The sequence below is a fragment of the Siphonobacter sp. SORGH_AS_1065 genome, from assembly GCF_030818595.1.
Classification (GTDB): Bacteria; Bacteroidota; Bacteroidia; order Cytophagales; family Spirosomataceae; genus Siphonobacter.
Genome location: NZ_JAUTAM010000004.1, coordinates 1,388,056 through 1,405,550, shown reverse-complemented (window position 1 = coordinate 1,405,550; position 17,495 = coordinate 1,388,056). Strand labels below are relative to the sequence as shown.

General features: G+C 45.7%; 13 protein-coding genes and 1 pseudogene. 10 read left to right on the top strand and 4 right to left on the bottom strand.

Annotation, left to right across the window (positions count from 1 at the left end; translation table 11 throughout):
- Window positions 1-14: 14 nt before the first annotated feature.
- The gene (locus QE390_RS06355; RefSeq protein WP_373424535.1) at window positions 15-959 is read left to right on the top strand and encodes a cyclic GMP-AMP synthase DncV-like nucleotidyltransferase; all 945 of its coding nucleotides are present in this window, start codon (window positions 15-17) and stop codon (window positions 957-959) included.
- Complete coding sequence (locus QE390_RS06350) at window positions 952-1,545, top strand: SEC-C metal-binding domain-containing protein (protein WP_307141520.1); 594 nt, start codon at window positions 952-954, stop codon at window positions 1,543-1,545. The genes QE390_RS06355 and QE390_RS06350 overlap by 8 nt, the downstream gene beginning before the upstream one ends.
- Window positions 1,546-1,632: 87 nt before the next feature.
- Here the strand turns inward: QE390_RS06350 and QE390_RS06345 are convergent.
- Window positions 1,633-2,536: pseudogene (locus QE390_RS06345) on the bottom strand (IS1595 family transposase).
- 168 nt (window positions 2,537-2,704) lie between these two features.
- Here QE390_RS06345 and QE390_RS06340 point away from each other — a divergent pair.
- From QE390_RS06340 to QE390_RS06315, 6 genes are all read left to right on the top strand, one after another.
- Window positions 2,705-4,030 carry an SWIM zinc finger family protein gene (locus tag QE390_RS06340; RefSeq protein ID WP_307141519.1) on the top strand — a complete coding sequence of 442 codons (1,326 nt, stop codon included), beginning with the start codon at window positions 2,705-2,707 and terminating at the stop codon, window positions 4,028-4,030.
- 3 nt (window positions 4,031-4,033) lie between these two features.
- Window positions 4,034-5,545 (top strand): DUF5691 domain-containing protein, encoded by a 1,512-nt coding sequence (locus tag QE390_RS06335; RefSeq protein ID WP_307141518.1) that lies wholly within the window; start codon window positions 4,034-4,036, stop codon window positions 5,543-5,545.
- Between the two features lie 125 nt (window positions 5,546-5,670).
- Entirely contained in the window at window positions 5,671-6,750 is a 1,080-nt protein-coding gene (locus QE390_RS06330) for an AAA family ATPase (protein ID WP_307141517.1), read from the top strand.
- Complete coding sequence (locus tag QE390_RS06325) at window positions 6,747-8,966, top strand: DUF5682 family protein (protein ID WP_307141516.1); 2,220 nt, start codon at window positions 6,747-6,749, stop codon at window positions 8,964-8,966. Before QE390_RS06330 ends, QE390_RS06325 begins: the two co-directional genes overlap by 4 nt.
- A gap of 3 nt (window positions 8,967-8,969) precedes the next feature.
- A complete protein-coding gene (locus tag QE390_RS06320; RefSeq protein ID WP_307141515.1) occupies window positions 8,970-10,148 on the top strand; it encodes a VWA domain-containing protein in 1,179 nt (392 codons plus the stop codon).
- A gap of 18 nt (window positions 10,149-10,166) precedes the next feature.
- Window positions 10,167-11,015 carry an N-acetylglucosamine kinase gene (locus tag QE390_RS06315; protein WP_307141514.1) on the top strand — a complete coding sequence of 283 codons (849 nt, stop codon included), beginning with the start codon at window positions 10,167-10,169 and terminating at the stop codon, window positions 11,013-11,015.
- Window positions 11,016-11,052: 37 nt separating this feature from the next.
- On the opposite strand, the gene QE390_RS06310 is transcribed toward QE390_RS06315, so the two are convergent.
- Window positions 11,053-11,511, bottom strand: coding sequence for an Rrf2 family transcriptional regulator (locus tag QE390_RS06310; RefSeq protein ID WP_106637024.1), 459 nt, complete (start codon window positions 11,509-11,511; stop codon window positions 11,053-11,055).
- Window positions 11,512-11,907: 396 nt separating this feature from the next.
- Here QE390_RS06310 and rpmH point away from each other — a divergent pair, with 396 nt between their 5' ends.
- A complete protein-coding gene (gene rpmH / locus QE390_RS06305; RefSeq protein WP_093208143.1) occupies window positions 11,908-12,066 on the top strand; it encodes a 50S ribosomal protein L34 in 159 nt (52 codons plus the stop codon).
- Between the two features lie 605 nt (window positions 12,067-12,671).
- On the opposite strand, the gene QE390_RS06300 is transcribed toward rpmH, so the two are convergent.
- Window positions 12,672-14,501, bottom strand: coding sequence for a glycosyltransferase family 39 protein (locus QE390_RS06300; RefSeq protein WP_307141513.1), 1,830 nt, complete (start codon window positions 14,499-14,501; stop codon window positions 12,672-12,674).
- Between the two features lie 249 nt (window positions 14,502-14,750).
- Here QE390_RS06300 and QE390_RS06295 point away from each other — a divergent pair, with 249 nt between their 5' ends.
- Entirely contained in the window at window positions 14,751-15,944 is a 1,194-nt protein-coding gene (locus tag QE390_RS06295) for a nucleoside permease (protein ID WP_106637021.1), read from the top strand.
- A gap of 77 nt (window positions 15,945-16,021) precedes the next feature.
- Here the strand turns inward: QE390_RS06295 and QE390_RS06290 are convergent, their stop codons facing one another.
- Window positions 16,022-17,473, bottom strand: a complete 1,452-nt coding sequence (locus tag QE390_RS06290) for a hybrid sensor histidine kinase/response regulator (protein WP_106637097.1) — start codon at window positions 17,471-17,473, stop codon at window positions 16,022-16,024.
- Window positions 17,474-17,495 lie beyond the last annotated feature (22 nt).

Here is a 17,495-nt window from a genome sequence, read left to right as displayed (position 1 = left end):
TAAACAACTATGTAATGGCTAATTGTCATCACTTATTTCAGACTTTTCATGGAGAAATTTCCATTGGGAGTTCTAAGAGAACACGAGTCACGAATTCGAAGGATGGTTTAAGAAAACGAATTCGAAAGTGGTTCAAAGAAAACCATCCAGGCTATGTACCTAAGTTCTATATACAAGGATCTAAGAAAATGAAGACTGATATAAGGACAAAAGATGACATCTGCGATCTTGATGATGGTGTTTATTTCTTCCGTGAGCCGGACGTGACATCAACCACCCTACAAGAATGGGTATGGGATGCTGTTGATGGTTATACAAGTACAACACCAGAGCATCGGAAAAAATGTATTCGCTCTATCTTCGAAAAAGACTACGAGATTGACCACCCAGTTTATTACAAAGTTGAGGGAAGAGAGTATCGATTGGCAGTCAAAAACTCAGGTTGGCGAGATGATGATCCTAAAGCAATGGTTGACTGGTTTAGTGGTAAGAAAGATAAAGAAGGGCGTTTAGTTCGCTTAGTAAAATATGAAAAAGCATGGTGTGACAATATTAGAAGCTATATGCCTAGTGGACTAGCTATGACAATTCTTATATCAAATGCTCTTGATAATATTACATTAAATGAACGGGATGATATAAGCTTACGGGACGTGTTGAACGAGATAAAAAAGACGTTGGATAATAAATTCGAGTGCATTGTTCCTGTTACGCCTAAGGATGATTTATTCGCTCATTTTGATGAGACTAGGAAAGAAAAATTCCTAACGGCCCTAACTAATTTTCTGGATGATGCTAACAAGGCTATTCGTGAAGAGAACCAGCTAAAATCTAGTAAATTATGGAAAAAGCATTTAGGTGATCGTTTTCCTGATGGGGAGGACAAAGAGGAGAAATCAAAACTTAGATCATCTATTGTTGTTGGAGCATATACATCAAATCCTTGGGGAAATGAGTGAAGGCCTTAATATATTCCAACAAGAAGCGATTTGTATAAGTGACCATTTCCCAACATTAAGATACGGAGTTATGGAAAATGGTCATCCTTATGTTATTAGTTCAATAGAATTGAGAGATGAGAATGGCGACATTATCGATCTATATCGAATAAAAATTGTACCTACAAAAGATTACCCATATAGATTCCCTTTGGTATATGAGATAGAAGGCAGAATTCCGATTAATATCGACTGGCATTTATTTCCAGATGGACATTGTTGTATTAAAGCTCAAACAGAGGAAATTTTGATATGTAGCAATGCCATTACGTTGATAGATTTCATTAATATTGAGATAATCCCATATTTCTTCAATCAAAAACACCGAGAGCTATATGGATATTTTATAGACGAACGTCCGCATGGACAAAAAGGAAACTTAGAATTTTTGTACGAAATCTTTAAGACAAGAAATAAATTAATTATTGAAAAATGTCTTGTATATATCGCAAAAAAGGAGGAGCCTAATCGCGTTGGTGTATGCTTTTGTGGTAGTGGAAAAAAATACCGTAAGTGTCATCGCGACACGTATAAGCTACTGAGTTGATTAAGTGATACAGATCTTTTAACTTATTACACTATGATCTCGTCATAAGGTCCAGTACTTTCAAGTATAAAATTCTTTTGAATTAGGCTAATAGCTGCTAATTAATTGATAGGGGCAGGGTGGTTTCGAAAGCATCCGTTTTACCAAGTTTTGAAATATTCCTTCTTTCATTTTATGTCTATTGAATCGGTATGTGTACTCATTCATGTAAGCCTGCAAATGGCGGACAGAATGGTGGGTACCTCTTAACCAAGCCTTGAACATCATGATGCTACGGTGCAATTGCAGAAAGTTCTTTCCCTTTTACTGAGATTTTTCGTGGCTCAGCTTGGGAAATTCGGTTTCAAGACCCTTATAACCCGTCCATCCATCGGTACGAACCCAAGCTTCTTTATGAATAGTATCGCTCATAAATTTCTTCAAGTTCTTTTTGTCGGCCCTCTCAAGAACGCGACCATACATTCTTCAAACGCCTTTTCCCTTCCGTTCGACAGCGACAACCCTAATTTTCTTCTTGCCCTGATTGCGACCCATGGCTTCTTCATCCTGACCACCGACATAGGTTTCATCGACATCCACCTTACCTTCCATCGGAAAATTTTGACTACTCTCCATCGCTTTCATTACTTTCTGCTTGAAGAGCCAGCAAGTCTTTTGGCGAAGGGCAAGTTTCCGGCTCAATTCAGTGCTAGTAATACCATTTTTAGTAGTCGCCAAATAGTAGATCATGTAAAATGCTTTCAGAATCGGCAATTTGCTTTTGTGAAACAGCGTGCCAGCCGTTGGCGATTCGCCATGATTGCAACGAGTACATTGGAGATCATAAGCTTTGTTTCCGATACAAAATTTAGCATTGCCACATTTAACACACGTAAAGCCATTTGACCATTTTAATTCAGCCAGGTATTCTGTACAGCCTCTCCTCTTCAGGAAACTGACTTTGAAACTCAAACAAGGATAGACTTTTGAAACGCTTTTCCATGTGATACATATTTACTTCAAGTTAAGCATTTATAATCTGTCAAACATTAGCCTAGTTCAATAGTTATTTATAGAGATATACTAGCGTTTTTATTACTTTCTTAAGTATTTTACTTCATCTTTTCCTTTCTTTACGGCCCTTCAAAAGCATTGTTAAGCTAAGCCTACGTGAAAATTTATGACAGAAGAGCAGGTCGTACAACTGGCTCCTGATGCTGCCTCGCTGAAAGCGGGAAAAGCTTTAGCCGTCGAAAATAAATGGGTTACTCTATCCTATAATTCTCGGGTTCTTTGGGGCGAAGTGCAGGGAAGTGGCAAGGAACCGTACCGAACGCAGGTTGATTTACAGCAAACCGCTTTCAAGTGTAGCTGCCCGAGTCGAAAATTTCCTTGCAAGCACGGACTCGGCCTTCTATTACTTTTTGCCAAATCCGCTCCCGGTTTTAAAAATTCGGAAGATGAACCCGCCTGGGTGAGTGAATGGATTGGTAAACGTCAGACGAAAGCCGAAAAAGCCGCCGAGCCCGCCGCTGAAGTTAATCCCGAACAAAAGGAAAAAGACCGACTCAAACGCCAACAGCAACGTTACCAGAAAGTAGACGCCGGGGTAGGGGAGCTTAGCCAGTGGCTGCGAGATATGGTGCGGACAGGAACCCTGAGCGTGCCCGAAAAGGGGCCTCGCTATTTTGAGCAAACCGCCGCCCGCATGGTCGATGCTCAGGCTACGGGTCTGGCCAATGGGGTAAAAGCGTTTAACCATATTGCTTATTCGGGTTCCAACTGGCAGAGTGAGGTATTGAAGCAATGCAGTCAGTTATACCTTTGGACGCAAGCCTTTAAAAACCTTCCTCAGTTACAGCCTCCGCTTCAGGAAGATGTTAAAAATGCCATTGGGTGGGGCCGGTCTGCCAAAGATCTGGGTGAAGAAGCGGAAAGCGTCACCGACGACTGGCTGGTGCTGGGCCGCATGAGCCGGGAGGAAGATCGCATTACCGTGCAGCAGAACTGGTTGTATGGGTATACGTCGGGTCGAATCGCCTTGATTCTTAACTTTTCTTATCAAAATGCGGGCGTAGAAACGCCGCTTGTACCGGGACGAATTTCTAAAGCTACGCTCCAGTTTTATCCTTCGGCCTTTCCTTTCAGGGCTCTGGTTGCTGAGCACAGGGGTTATGAAAATATGTACCCCCAAGCAAACGCTTTCCCGGATTTTTCCGAAGCCGAAACGTTTTTAAATCAAATTTGGCAAGCTCAGCCCTGGGCCGATGAAATTCCCCTTTGGGTGGATCAGCTTCAACTCGTAAAGGCTGAAAATGACTGGTTCCTTCGCGATAACAAAAGTCAGGTCATGTCTATTGATTCGGCTTTTGATGAGATGAAAATTCTTCAACTGCTGGCTCTGAGTGGCGGTCAGTCCATGCGTTTAGCCATCCTTTACAGCGAGGGTTCCGTATATCCTCTAGGCTTTCAACTGGGTGCCACTTATCACCTTTTAGCCGTTTAAACCATGAATACCTGGAATGAATTAGTGCAGGTAGCTTTGCTGGGAACGGAAAAAAGTAAATTTTCTTCCGAAAGCTTACCGCAGTCCATCCAAACGCTACTGGCTAAGGCCGACCCGCAGGATCGGGAAGGTTTTTTTCTGACGGCAGCGGTCCTGACCTATCAATACGAGCGTTCAGGGAAAAAACGGGCCGTGATGGACTTACCAGCCATAACGCCAGCGGAAAAGGAAAGCCGCCTGGAAGCTCCAAAGGAAGCCGTCGATTTACTAAAAACGCTTCTCGATCAGCAGCCTTTGAACGCCACGTTACTGAGCCTTTACTTACAAAAGCTTCAGGAAAAAGACTGGGTGATCCCTAGTGCTCATTTAGTGCAGGTACTTAATGTCGAAGATGCTCAGATTCAAAAATCCCTTCTTCCCGTTTTAGGTAAGCGGGGCGAGTGGTTACGCTCGTTTCATTCACCCTGGCAACAGGCCGCCGAAACAGACTGGGAAAAAAGCTGGCAGGAAGGAAAAATTGCTGAACGAAAGAAGGCTTTGTATGCTTTTCGGGAACAAAATCCCACGCTGGCTCGCCAGCGACTGGAAGAAAGCTGGAGCGAACTCGCGGCCCGCGAAAGAAAAGAGTTACTGGAAGTATTATCCCTGAATCTTTCTAAGGACGACGAGGCCTTTTTAAGAGCCATTCAGCAGGAATTAAAAGGGAACAAACCTTTAACGCAGGAAATCAGACAGCTTATTTTTCGCCTATTAGCCCTTTTATCCGCCGGAGCCGAACAGCTTTTTTTGCAGCAAAATCTTCCCACGTACATTATTCGGGAAAAGAAGTTACTGGGATTAGTTTCTACGCCCAAACTAATTTTACCCGAAGGCGAAGACACTTTTTTCTCTCTGCAACGCTTTGCTCAGAACTGGGGCTTTTATGATCAAAATCCAGATTCTTATCAATACCAGAGTTTAAGTGATTACTGGTTTTGGGAAGCGGTAGCTTTGACCAATCCCCAAATTTGGCGTGAAGCCTTAAAAACGGACTGGGCAGGCGTGGTGAAATTCTTTACCATTGAAAACGCCAAGGCCGACCGTTCGGCGGCTCGCCATAAAGCTTTGTTGCTCGCCTCGGTTCGCTTTAATGTGCCCGAATTATTTGTAGAAGCCTATCAAAAAGGCGTTTCCTTTACGGGCGTTACCACGTTCTCGCTTCAGGATTACCAGTTCATCTTGCAACGTATCCCTTTCCGGCAGTTATATCTCCAAAAAAATGAGCTGTTGCAGGGCTCGTGGTCGGCGGAGTTGAGTCGACACATTTTTCAGGAACTGCTTGAACTCGTGAAAAGCTCACACGTGTATCTGGACTTTGCCCGGCAGGCCAGCGATTACTGGTATGAGTTTTCGGATGCTGAAATAGATGGATTATTACCCGAAAACACGCCTTCGTATTACCGTTCCGGTGAAGAAAAATTAGCTGCTCAACTGAAAGAAATTCTGAGTCTTCGCCGCTGGATTCGAGCTTTATAAGGAGTTGATAGTTTTGGGCGGCCGCCGCTGCGGTTATTGGTTGATAGGCCGTGTTTTGTAGCCCAATAATAGATCATTAACTAATTACAAGAACGTAATTCATTCTAACCTACTAAAATTTTACCATGAACGCTTTACGCCAACACGCCGAAGAGCAATTTGCCCACGAGTTAGAAGAACTTCAAAAGCAGGATAATGGCCAACGTCCCCCCAACTGGATTCTTACGCCTCAATCAGTAGTAACTTACTTAATGGGAGGTACGCTGAAAAATGGATTTGAGGTAAGTCCCAAATACATTGGCAGTCGTCGCTTGATGGAAATTGCCGTGGCAACCCTGACAACCGACCGGGCTTTATTACTCTACGGTTTACCGGGAACGGCTAAATCCTGGGTTGCTGAACATTTGGCCGCTGCCGTTTCGGGGAACTCAACGTTATTGATTCAGGGAACCGCCGGAACGGGCGAAGAGGCCATTCGTTACGGCTGGAATTACGCCCGTCTACTTTCCGAAGGACCCTCCGAAAACGCTTTAGTGGTTACACCAATGATGCGGGCGATGAAAGACGGGAAAATCGCCCGAATTGAAGAATTAACCCGGATTTCCGCCGATGTTCAGGATACGCTGATTACTATTTTGTCCGAAAAAACGCTTCCCATTCCAGAGCTTAATACCGAAGTGCAGGCCACCAAAGGTTTTAACGTCATTGCCACGGCCAACAACCGTGATAAAGGGGTTAATGAGTTGTCCAGTGCTCTGAAGCGTCGTTTTAATACTGTGATTTTACCCGTGCCCGAAAGTATGAATGAAGAGGTGGATATTGTGCAGCGTCGGGTAAGTAGTCTTTCCAAAAGCTTGGAACTGCCCGCTGAATTACCCAGGCTAGCTGAAGTACAGCGGTTGGTTACCATCTTCCGCGAGCTACGTTCAGGGGTGAGCGAAGATGGAAAAACCAAACTTAAAAGTCCATCGGGTACGATGAGTACCGCCGAAGCCATTTCGGTAATGAATAACGGCATGGCTCTGGCGGCTCATTTTGGCGATGGTAGGGTAACGGCTGAGGATTTGGCGGCAGGCTTGATTGGAGCCGTCGTAAAAGACCCCGTTCAGGATAAAGTCGTCTGGAACGAATACCTGGAAACGGTCCTCAAAACCCGCGAAAATTACCGTGACATTTACCGGGCCTGTAAGGAATTAAGCCTATGAGGATTCATTTGCTTGGCATTCGCCACCACGGGGTGGGTTCGGCCCGGCAGGTGCAGCAGCGGCTGGCCGAAGTACAGCCCGATCTGATTCTGGTGGAAGGTCCGCCGGAACTGACCGAACTTTTACACTGGATGGCTCATAAGGAGCTAACGCCTCCCGTGGCTATCCTGGCTTACGATGCGGACGATCCGCAGAAAGCCGTTTTTTATCCCTTTGCCGAATTCTCACCCGAATGGATAGCGGTTCGTTATGCTCAGGAGCAGTCCATTCCGGTTCGCATGACGGATATGCCTTTGGTGCACTCGCTGGCTACCAAAGCGGTTGAAAAGCTCGATAAACTTGAAAATGCCGAGCAGCCCCAGCGGCGGGTTTTTCCATTGGAAGAGTTGGCTCGGCTTGCGGGCTATGATAATTACCACGACTGGTGGGAAGAACGCTTTGAGCAGGACACGAGCCAGGGCGAGAGCGAAGCGTATTTTCAGGCCGTTGAGTTAACGATGCAGGCCAGCCGTGAAGCTGAAGAGGGCATTGATCGAACGAACGATGAAGTTCGGGAAGCATTTATGCGACAGTCGCTTCGCGAAGCTCAGAAAGAAGGCTTTGAAAACATCGCCGTCATTTGCGGAGCCTGGCACGTACCAGCTTTGGGTGATCTGAAGACAACGAAAAAAGAAGATGCTCAGAAGATCAAAGGTTTAGCTAAAACCAAAGTTCGCCTGACCTGGATTCCCTGGACCAATTCCCGTATGAGCTGGTGGAGCGGTTACGGAGCGGGCATTCACTCGCCGGGATGGTATGAACACCGCTGGAAAAACCCGGATGATCTTGGCGAATGGTGGTTAACAAAAGTGGCCCGTTTGCTTCGAAAGCAAAAAGTAGACGTTTCTACGGCTCACGTCATTGAAGCATACCGACTGGCGGAATCACTGGCCATTCTTCGCAACTTACCCAGAGCAGGACTTCGTGAACTAAATGAAGCCACCCAGTCGGTCATGTGCATGGGTGAAGGCATCCTAATGCGACTCGTGCAGGATGAGCTTATTATGGCTCATCGCATGGGAAGCGTGCCTCAGGAGTTACCAAAACTGCCAATTCAAACCGACTTTGAAACAAAAGCAAAGAAGCTTCGGCTCGAAATTCGGGAGGATCGCAAATACCTGGAGTTGGACCTTCGCAAAGAATTGGATCTGAGTCGGAGTATTTTCTTGCACCGTTTGCGGGTATTAGACATTACCTGGGCAGATTTGGTTCGAACTTCCAGCAAGGGAACTTTCAAGGAAGGCTGGCAATTGAGCTGGCGACCCGAGTCGATTCTCGAATTGATTGAAAAAGCCATTTGGGGTAATCGGATTGAAGACGCAGCTACGCAGTTGTTGCTCGATCAAAGCAAAAAAAGCACCTCCATTACCGAATTAGCTGCCAAACTCGAAGCGGCCATCCCCGCCGAGTTATTCGGAGTATTAGACGGATTAATTACCCGTATCAGCGATTTGGCTACGGTTTCAGCCGATATGCAGGAGCTGATGACGGCCTTAACGCCGCTAGTAACCGTAAGTCGCTATGGAAACGTTCGTAAAACGGATTTCTCTGCCTTAATGCAGGTCGTTGAAAGTTTGCTAACCCGCATCTGTATCGGCTTGCCTACGGCCTGTTATGGACTGGATGATGATAATGCCCGAAAAATGTTTACGCTGATTCGTCAGGTGGATGAATCAGTGATGCTCTTAGAGATCGAGCCGCTTCTATTGGAATGGCAAAATACGCTGAAAGTATTAGCCGATAAAGAACAGATTCCGCCGCTGTTAAAAGGCGGTAGTAGCCGTTTACTATTTGATCGCCGCCTGCTCTCGGAAGAAACCATGGCTCAGCTCTTTGAACAGGCTTTGTCCAAAGGGTATGAACCCGCTTATTCGGCGGCCTGGCTGGAAGGTTTCCTAAAAGGGAGTGGACTCATCTTACTTTACGATCCTATTCTCTGGAAGCTACTTTATACCTGGGTAGCCGACTTAGATAACGAGGTATTCATCGAGCAACTGCCCGTCTTACGGCGAACCTTTGCCGAATTTGAAGCTGCTGAACGCCGAAAGCTGGGGGAGAAAGCCAAGAGCTTACCCGCATTACCCACTCGGACGGTAAGCCTGACGACGGATGATTTTGACTTTGAACGAGCCGAGGCGAGTCTACCCACTATGGCGGCACTTTTAGGATTGATGTAAGCAATGGAAAAGCAAGAAGAAACGCTTAAACGCTGGCGACTCTTACTCGGAGGCCAGAACGCGGACGGAACGGGCGTGAGCCTAAACGACCAGGAAAAGCAGATTGATGAAGCTTTATCGGCTCTGTATGATTTTGAACAACGAGGCAAGTTTGAATACGGACCTAACCAGAAAGGGGGCTCGGGGGCTTCGCAGCCTAATGTAGCCCGTTGGCTGGGAGATATTCGCCAGTATTTTCCTGCTTCGGTCGTACAAGTCATGCAGCAGGATGCTTTGCAAAAGCCGGAACTGCAAAAAAAGCTACTTTTCGAACCTGAAATTCTGGAGCAAACCACGCCCGATGTATATCTGGTAGCTACATTAATGGAGCTGGGAAAACTCATTCCTTCCAAAACCAAAGACACGGCTCGCCGGGTGGTCCAGAAAGTGGTGGATGAATTGCTGGAAAAGCTTTCACAAAATACCATTCAGGCTATTACCGGAGCTTTAAATCGAGGTGTTCGGAACCGTCGCCCCCGGCTCAATGAAATGGACTGGCCTTCGACGATTCGTAAAAACCTCCGTCATTATCAGGCAGACTATAAAACCATTATTCCCGAAGATCTCATTGGTTTTGGACGCAAAACCCGCCGCAGTTTAAAAGACGTCGTTTTGTGTTTGGATCAATCGGGCTCGATGGGAAGTTCGGTGGTGTATTCGGGCATTTTTGGCTCGGTTATGGCCTCCATTCCTTCTATAAAAACCCGCATGGTCGTTTTTGATACCGAGGTTGTGGATTTGACCGAAGATTTAAATGATCCGGTAGATTTGCTCTTCGGAGTTCAATTGGGAGGTGGAACAGATATTGACCGGGCTCTGGGGTATTGCCAGACGGTTATTCAAAAGCCTAACGATACGATTCTGGTATTGATTACTGATTTATACGAAGGCGGAAATCAGCAGCAAATGCGGCAACGCATGCAGGAAATTGTGGCTTCTGGCGTACAATTAATCTGTTTGCTGGCTTTGAACGATGAAGGAGCTCCGTATTATGATGCGAGAAACGCGAAGTTTTTAGGAGATTTGGGCGTTCCGGTTTTCGCCTGCACTCCCGATCTTTTTCCCGAAGTAATGGCTGCTGCTATTAACAAACAGGATTTAAAGCAGTGGGCGGGCGATCAGGACATTGCTCTGAAGGGATAATTACGAAAGACAAAAGACATGCAACTCATTGCTGATAGTGGTTCTACAAAAACCGACTGGCGGATGCTGGCCGATGACGGAAGTGTGGGACAAGCCCGTACGGTTGGATTTAATCCTTTTTACCAAAGTTCCGAGCAAATCGCTCATGAATTAAAGCTGAGTTTGAAGCCCAAAGTAAAAGAGCCGGTAACGGCTATTTTTTTCTATGGAGCAGGGGTTACGGGAGCCGAGAAGGCTCAGGTAATTATGGATGGATTAAAGGACGTTTTCCCGGAAGCTGAACACATCGAAGCCCATTCCGATATGCTGGGAGCGGCCCGGGCCTTGTGTGGGAGGGAAAAGGGTATTGCCTGCATTTTAGGAACGGGCTCTAACACCTGTCAGATTGAAAATGGTGAAATCACTCATAAAGTAGATACTCTGGGCTTCTGGCTGGGGGATGAGGGAAGCGGCGGTTATCTGGGGAAAACGCTCGTACAGGCCTATCTGCACAAAGAGTTACCCGAAGCCTTACGTGAGAAATTTGAAAAGCGTTACCCAAACCTAAACCGGGACGTAGTGCTGGAAAATGCGTATCAAAAGCCCTTTCCCAATCGCTATTTTGCCGGATTTTCCAAGTTTCTCTTTGATAACAGAACTGACGCCGCAGCCTATCAGATTGCAGCGAATGCCTTTGGTTTATTCTTTGAAAAGTACGTTCAAAAATATCCAGACTATTCAAACTACCGGGTCAGTCTGACGGGCTCAGTAGCGTTTTATTACTCGGATATTATTCGAAGAGTCGCCCGGGAAAAGAATATTACCATCGGTGTAATCATGGAAACACCCATTGCCGGATTGACGCTTTATCATCAGGGGAAATCATAAAAAAAGGCTGTTGAACATTTCTTCAACAGCCTTTTCATTAAGAAAGATTAGTAGTGTTTTCAGTGGATTCCAATGCTACCTTGTTTTCGAGTAAATCAGCTACCGTGTTTTGCTCTAATACGTGAAGGTTGGCATCCCGCCAGTTTCGCATGACATTTCGCAGCGTACAGGTGTGCTCATCGGCACAATCATCGCATTTCCCGTAGAAATACAGCGATACGCACAGAGTAGGCGAAATAGGTCCGTCAATGATGCGTAAGACCTTTGCAAAACTTACTTCCTCGGGTGGAATTCGAAGCATGTATCCTCCTCCTTTGCCTTTTTGACTTTGGAGTATGCCATGATTGCGTAGGTCCAGCAGGATTGCCTCCAGAAATTTCTTGGGAATTTTTTCCTGTTCGGCAATGTAGGAAATCAAAACGGGCTTTTGGTTTCCGTACTCCTGACCCAACACTTTCAGGGCTTTAAGAGCATATTTGGCTTTTTTAGAAATCATAATGATGAAGTAACCTTAAGAGCGGTTCTTTGTCAATTTTGCTTTGAATCTACGAAAAGTTTACCATATCTATCATTTCCCTAGGATAGAAAGGCTTCCCTGTTCCATGAAATTATATAATTCTTATTAAATACTTTCGCTTCAGACTAAGCCTTTTACATCCCCAAACTCCGGTTCCGTCAATTTATTTTATATAAAATGAAAGTTCTAGTAGACTTTTCCGAATGAATAACGACATTTAGTAAGAAAAAATCCATTTTTTTCAAGCATACGTCTTGGGAAACAGAAAATTCTGGCTAATTTTGCCGCTCGATTCTGAAAAAATGAGTTATCCGTTGTCTGTTTCGTAACAACGGCTCGGACGGATAACAGGTAACCAAATAAATAAATAAGGCAATGAAAAGAACTTTCCAACCATCAAATCGCAAGCGTCGCAACAAGCACGGCTTCCGCGAGCGGATGAGCACTCCTAATGGTCGTCGTGTATTGGCAGCTCGCCGTGCCCGTGGTCGCTGGAAATTGACCGTTTCTGACGAAAAACGTCACAAACAATAGTCAATAAAGATTTTCCGTAAAAAAAGGACGCTTGCCCAGGGTAAGCGTCCTTTTTGTTTTCAAAGTAGAGACGCGACTTCATCACGTCTGGTTTCTCCTGCAAGCAAGTTAGGGAGTTACCCATGGCCTCCCGCCCTGGCTGGTGTCTTCACCAGCCATTAATAAGCATAGTGGTTGGTGAAGACACCAACCATGGTAGAAGATTTTCCGTAAAAAAAGGACGCTTGCCCAGGATAAGCGTCCTTTTTGTTTTCAAAGTAGAGACGCGACTTCATCGCGTCTGGTTTCTCCTACAAGCAAGTTAGGGAGTTACCCACGGCCTCCCGTCCTGACTGGTGTCTTCACCAGCCATTAATAAGCACAGTGGTTGGTGAGGACACCAACCATGGTAGAAGATTTTCCTTAAAAAAAGGACGCTTACCCTGGCAAGCGTCCTTTTTGTTTTCAAAGTAGAGACGCGACTTTATCGCGTCTGGTTTCTCCCACAAGCAGGTTAGGGAGTTACCCACGGGCTCCCGTCCTGGCTGGTGTCTTCACTAGCCAGGGTGGAGAAAAGGTGGCTTTATTACCTTTAAATTGTTACTAGACGCGACAAAAGAACCTCATCAATTCTTTTGTTGACCGTTTTCAAAGCGGGCGGCACCCAGTTTATTGCCTTTGGCATCGAAGAATTCTCCTTCTCCTGTCAGACTAATCATTCTGCCATCCGTAAACGTGCCTACCAGTTTGCGTCCATCGCCAAAGCGGTATTCTCCCTTACCAGCCGGCATGCCTTTGGCATTATAGGCCCCGTGCCAGCCGAATTCAGGATGAAAACGGCACAGGAAAGTATCGGGATTTTGCAATTGAACCACAATCTCAAATTGATCGGGATTGGCCTGTACATAGGGTACCAGGTAACGAGGCGTCGAGGAATAACCCAGGGCATCAATGACGACAAAATCAGCTTTTCGCTTGATTAAGTAATCGTGAAAATCCTTCTGGTTTTCAGTAAATGGGTAATTAGTAACGTAGCTATCCGAAAAAACGATGAATAGACTTGGCTTTCGGCAGATAACCATGGAGTTTTTCGGAGCGTATTCCCGAATCCAGGCCGCTGCTTGAAAATAGTTCTCGTGTGCTGGATCGTAATTGGGAACCCGGGCAAATTGTCGTAAATACTTAAGTCCCGAGCCTTCCCGCGTTTCGGTAGCCGTTTGCCCCACGAAACTCGGAACAAGTAATAAAAACAGGAGCGGTACCAGCGTTTGAGTAACTACACGATTCGTAACCTTTACTTTCGCAAGAGCTAAAATGATAAGGTAATACAGTCCGTAAATGCCACAAAAAACAAAGAAAGGCACGATGTGAATCATGAGTCGATTCCCCGTCCAGACTTCAGGGTAGATGAGTAGTAGGGCAAAAGTTGCCAGTCCGTATCCGGCAATTAGTAACCGATACTGCTTGAGGTGATACCAGCCCAAAGCCATAATAGCCAGCAGAACCAAACTGCCGATCCATTCTTCCGAAGATACGGGTAATGAATAATCTTCTACGTTGGTGCTTAGCGTGGCCGTGGGAATCTCCCGGGTCAGGTAACGCTCGGTATTATGATAAAATCGCTCGGCCCAGCCGCTAAAGCCTTGCACGGTGCCTTCTTCAGGCCGCAACGGATTAATCATCTGCATATCGCGAAGGTGGCTATCACCGCCGAGTTTGGAAGCCCGAATTTGCCAGGGCAGAATTCCCAGAAAAAAGACTATGGCCATTAACCCAATGTGCAGCCATTTCTTACGAAACAGCAGGTAAAGCCCCACGCCCGCTAATATCATCAGACCCGTTTGCCGGACGTAATACGAACAAACGACACCAATCATAAAACCCCAGAAGTAAGGATCTTTCCAGGCGGGGCGACTTAAATCAGCTCGTACAAAAAGCCAGATGGAGAGCAGCGAGATAAAGAAGTACGTCAGCTCGCTCATCATCATGGTGGAGTATTGAAGAATATGGAAATTCAGCAGTACCAGTAAAGCACTAACAAAAGCCAGGTGAATGTTGCGACTCATGCGGCGGAATAAGTCGAACATCAAAAGAATAGAGGTGATGAGAAAAACGCCGTTGAATCCCTGAATGGTAGTGGTTTTGGTCGAGAAAAACTTCATAATCATGGCAATTACGAAGGGATAACCCGGCGGGAAGTGATTCGCTGGTACTTTCTCTGGCCCGGTAATACCCACGTAGCCGTCTCCCTGAGCGATGGCTTTCCCGAGGATATAATAATCCGTGGCATCTCCGGTAAGGGAGATTTTCTTGTCAAAAATGTACTGAAAGACAAACCAGCCAATGACAATCAGTAAAAAAGCATAGATAAAGAGTAATAGCTTTTCCAAAGAAACCCCTGGGGTAGCCGCAGAGGTGGGGTGGGAGGAAGAAGGTGTAGTGGCTTTATTTTTCATTCATGAACCAGCTTTCGATCTGCCCAAAGATACAATTGAATTCCACACAACTCGAAAGAAGTGAGAACGGCCTTTCGATGAAGTAAAGAAGAACTTTTGCCGATTTGATTCTCAAACTCGTCTACGGAGTCGAATAGTTTCCCTAAAAACTGCTAAACTCGCAGTTAGATTGCAAAAAAATGGCCTCTCCACGTCGCATAACATTATGATTTTCCTCTTCGCTTATACTCTAAATTAAACATTTCAAAAATGAAGTCTTCCGTACGGATTCAATTAATGATCATGATGTTTCTCCAGTTTTTTACCTGGGGGGCCTGGTATGGTCAGGTAACCAAGTACCTGGGTACGACGCTCGGAGCGACGGGTGAGCAGCAGGGGGCCGCCTTCTCGACTTTTTCCATTGCCATGCTTATTGCTCCTTTTTTCGTGGGGATGATTGCCGACCGTTATTTCTCGGCTCAGAAAGTGATGGGTGTGCTGAATTTGCTGGGGGCAGGTGTTTTATATTTTTTAACTCAGGCCGATAATCCCGATACGTTTTTCTGGTTAATTCTGGCGTACTGTTTAACCTTTACACCTACGCTAGCTCTGGCTACTACCATTGCCATGAATCAGATGGCGAGTCCTGAAAAAGAATTTCCTAACATCCGGGTAGCGGGTACGATAGCCTGGATTGTAGTGGTTAATATCATTGGTTCTCTCGGCGTAGGGGATCAGGTAACGATTTTCCAGTTTGCTATGCTTACTTCGCTACTACTGGGAATTTTCTCATTCTTTTTACCGGACACGCCTCCCAAGGCGGCGGGGCCGGCCCAATTCTCTCAGATTCTGGGTACGGATGCCTTTGTATTATTCAAGGATCGCTCATTTGCGATTTTCTTTTTGTCTTCGATTCTGATCTGTATTCCTCTTTCCTTCTACTACGCCATGGCCAACCCTTCCTTAACGGATTCTGGCATGGCGAATGTGGAAAACAAAATGTCTTTAGGGCAGGCTTCAGAAGTTATTTTCATGCTTTTATTACCCTTATCCTACAGCCGCCTGGGCGTGAAGTGGACCTTCATTGTTGCTTTAATCGCCTGGATTTTACGTTTCCTTTGTTTTGGCTTTGGCGATGCGGGTTCGGGAGAATGGATTTTATACCTGGCGATTATCCTGCACGGCGTATGCTATGACTTCTTCTTTGTAACGGGTCAGATTTATACGGATAATAAAGCCGGTGAACGCATCAAAACTCAGGCACAAAGTCTGATTAGCTTTGCTACATATGGCGTGGGTATGGGCGTTGGCTCGTACATTGCCGGTGTTTTAAAAGATACGTTTACAACATCGACAGGCATGAACTGGAGTGGTTACTGGATGGTACCCGCGGGCATTGCTGCCGTTATTTTATTACTATTCATTGCCGTTTTCCGGGAAAGAAAAACCGAAATTAATGCATAAGTAACCGTTGGTTGTAAGAACAAAAATCCCTCGCTAACTACTAGCGAGGGATTTTTTGTTCTTACCTATAGGTTTGCCTAAAAGGCTTCGACTTCCGTTCCTGCGAGTGGAATAGTAATAGTGAAACTGGTTCCCCTGCCCACTTCTGATTCCACGTCGATGCGGGCTTTGTGCGACTGAATAATGCTTAGTGTTGCAGCCAGACCTAAGCCAATGCCATTGTTTTTCGAAGTGAAATAAGGCTCGAACAAACGACCAAGGTTTTCAGCCGGAATGCCTGAACCATTGTCTTCCACGGAAATATAACAGAAGTCACCTGCCACATGATTCTGAACGTGCAGAATGCCCTCTTCAGGCTGCATGGCTTCAATGGCATTGACAATGATATTAAGAACGGCAATTTTGACTTTTTCTTTGTCTACCTTAATGAAGCAGTCTTCGCCGTAATCTTTTTGAAGCGTGATGTTTTTAAGTTGTATTCGATCCAGTGCCAGAGCCAGTGTTTCATCCAGCAACTGATGGACAGAAACATCGGCCAGGTTGATCTCTGCCTGACGAGAAGAATTCAGTAGCTCTGAAATCAAATCATTGATGCGTTGCGAGTTGCGTTTGATGATCTGCGGGTACATCAGCAGATCTTCCTCCTGCATACCCGTCAGTAACTCATCGGCTGACAGGTTAATATTGGTCAGCGGGTTGCGAACTTCGTGAGCCAGCGTGCGAACCAGACGAGCCGTAGCCGCCAGTTTTTCCGTGAGTAAAGTATCGCGTTCTGCTTTTTTACGGGCTGTGATATCATGCACAATACCCTGAATTTGTTTACTACCAAAACCGTCGGTTTGTAAACTGGCGTAGATCGTACAGTAACGTTTGTCGCCCTGGCTGGTTTGAAGAGCTACTTCAAAATCTTCAATTTCACCAAACTGCTCCAGCATCGTCATGAAGAGGGCATAGCGTTCGGTACTTTCAAAGATTTCTGCCATCCGTTTTTTCGTGAATTCTTCGGGAGTATATCCTAGTAATTCACTACCGTTGGGGTTTACATACAGAAATTCACCCGATGTATTGGCCAGAAAAATCATCTCCCGCAACTGATTAAATAAACTGCGGTACTGGCGTTCACTATCACGTAATTTATTAAGTGTGGTGGTCCGCTCCAAGGTGTAACGAATGCAGCGTTCGAGTTTTTCAGCGTTCAGATCACTTTTTACCAGATAATCCACGGCACCTCGACGAGTAGCTTCTTCGTCTACTTTGCGATCGCCCCGGCCCGTAAGTAAAACCATGGGTGTTCGCAGGCCAATCGCATTGGCCTCTTCGATGAGATCAAGTCCTGTCTTGGCCCCTAGGAAGAAATCAACGAAAGCGATGTCGGGTTGCTGCTCTTTTAGTTTAGCCAGAGCTGTAGAATAGCCATTGGCCCAATCCAGCGTAAAGTGATTGCCCGGAATATCCCGTAGCGAATCGCTGGTGAGCAGATAATCATCCTCATCGTCATCCACAATGAGAATCTTTGTAAAGTTATTCATAAGTCCTCCCTGCTCGCCAGAG

Excerpts from the sequence above, each read along its gene's own strand:
- QE390_RS06355 (WP_373424535.1), top strand. The coding sequence starts at position 15 with ATGGCTAATTGTCATCACTTATTTCAGACTTTTCATGGAGAAATTTCC.
- QE390_RS06350 (WP_307141520.1), top strand. The coding sequence starts at position 952 with ATGAGTGAAGGCCTTAATATATTCCAACAAGAAGCGATTTGTATAAGT.
- QE390_RS06340 (WP_307141519.1), top strand. The coding sequence starts at position 2,705 with ATGACAGAAGAGCAGGTCGTACAACTGGCTCCTGATGCTGCCTCGCTG.
- QE390_RS06335 (WP_307141518.1), top strand. The coding sequence starts at position 4,034 with ATGAATACCTGGAATGAATTAGTGCAGGTAGCTTTGCTGGGAACGGAA.
- QE390_RS06330 (WP_307141517.1), top strand. The coding sequence starts at position 5,671 with ATGAACGCTTTACGCCAACACGCCGAAGAGCAATTTGCCCACGAGTTA.
- QE390_RS06325 (WP_307141516.1), top strand. The coding sequence starts at position 6,747 with ATGAGGATTCATTTGCTTGGCATTCGCCACCACGGGGTGGGTTCGGCC.
- QE390_RS06320 (WP_307141515.1), top strand. The coding sequence starts at position 8,970 with ATGGAAAAGCAAGAAGAAACGCTTAAACGCTGGCGACTCTTACTCGGA.
- QE390_RS06315 (WP_307141514.1), top strand. The coding sequence starts at position 10,167 with ATGCAACTCATTGCTGATAGTGGTTCTACAAAAACCGACTGGCGGATG.
- QE390_RS06310 (WP_106637024.1), bottom strand. The coding sequence starts at position 11,511 with ATGATTTCTAAAAAAGCCAAATATGCTCTTAAAGCCCTGAAAGTGTTG.
- rpmH (WP_093208143.1), top strand. The coding sequence starts at position 11,908 with ATGAAAAGAACTTTCCAACCATCAAATCGCAAGCGTCGCAACAAGCAC.
- QE390_RS06300 (WP_307141513.1), bottom strand. The coding sequence starts at position 14,501 with ATGAAAAATAAAGCCACTACACCTTCTTCCTCCCACCCCACCTCTGCG.
- QE390_RS06295 (WP_106637021.1), top strand. The coding sequence starts at position 14,751 with ATGAAGTCTTCCGTACGGATTCAATTAATGATCATGATGTTTCTCCAG.
- QE390_RS06290 (WP_106637097.1), bottom strand. The coding sequence starts at position 17,473 with ATGAATAACTTTACAAAGATTCTCATTGTGGATGACGATGAGGATGAT.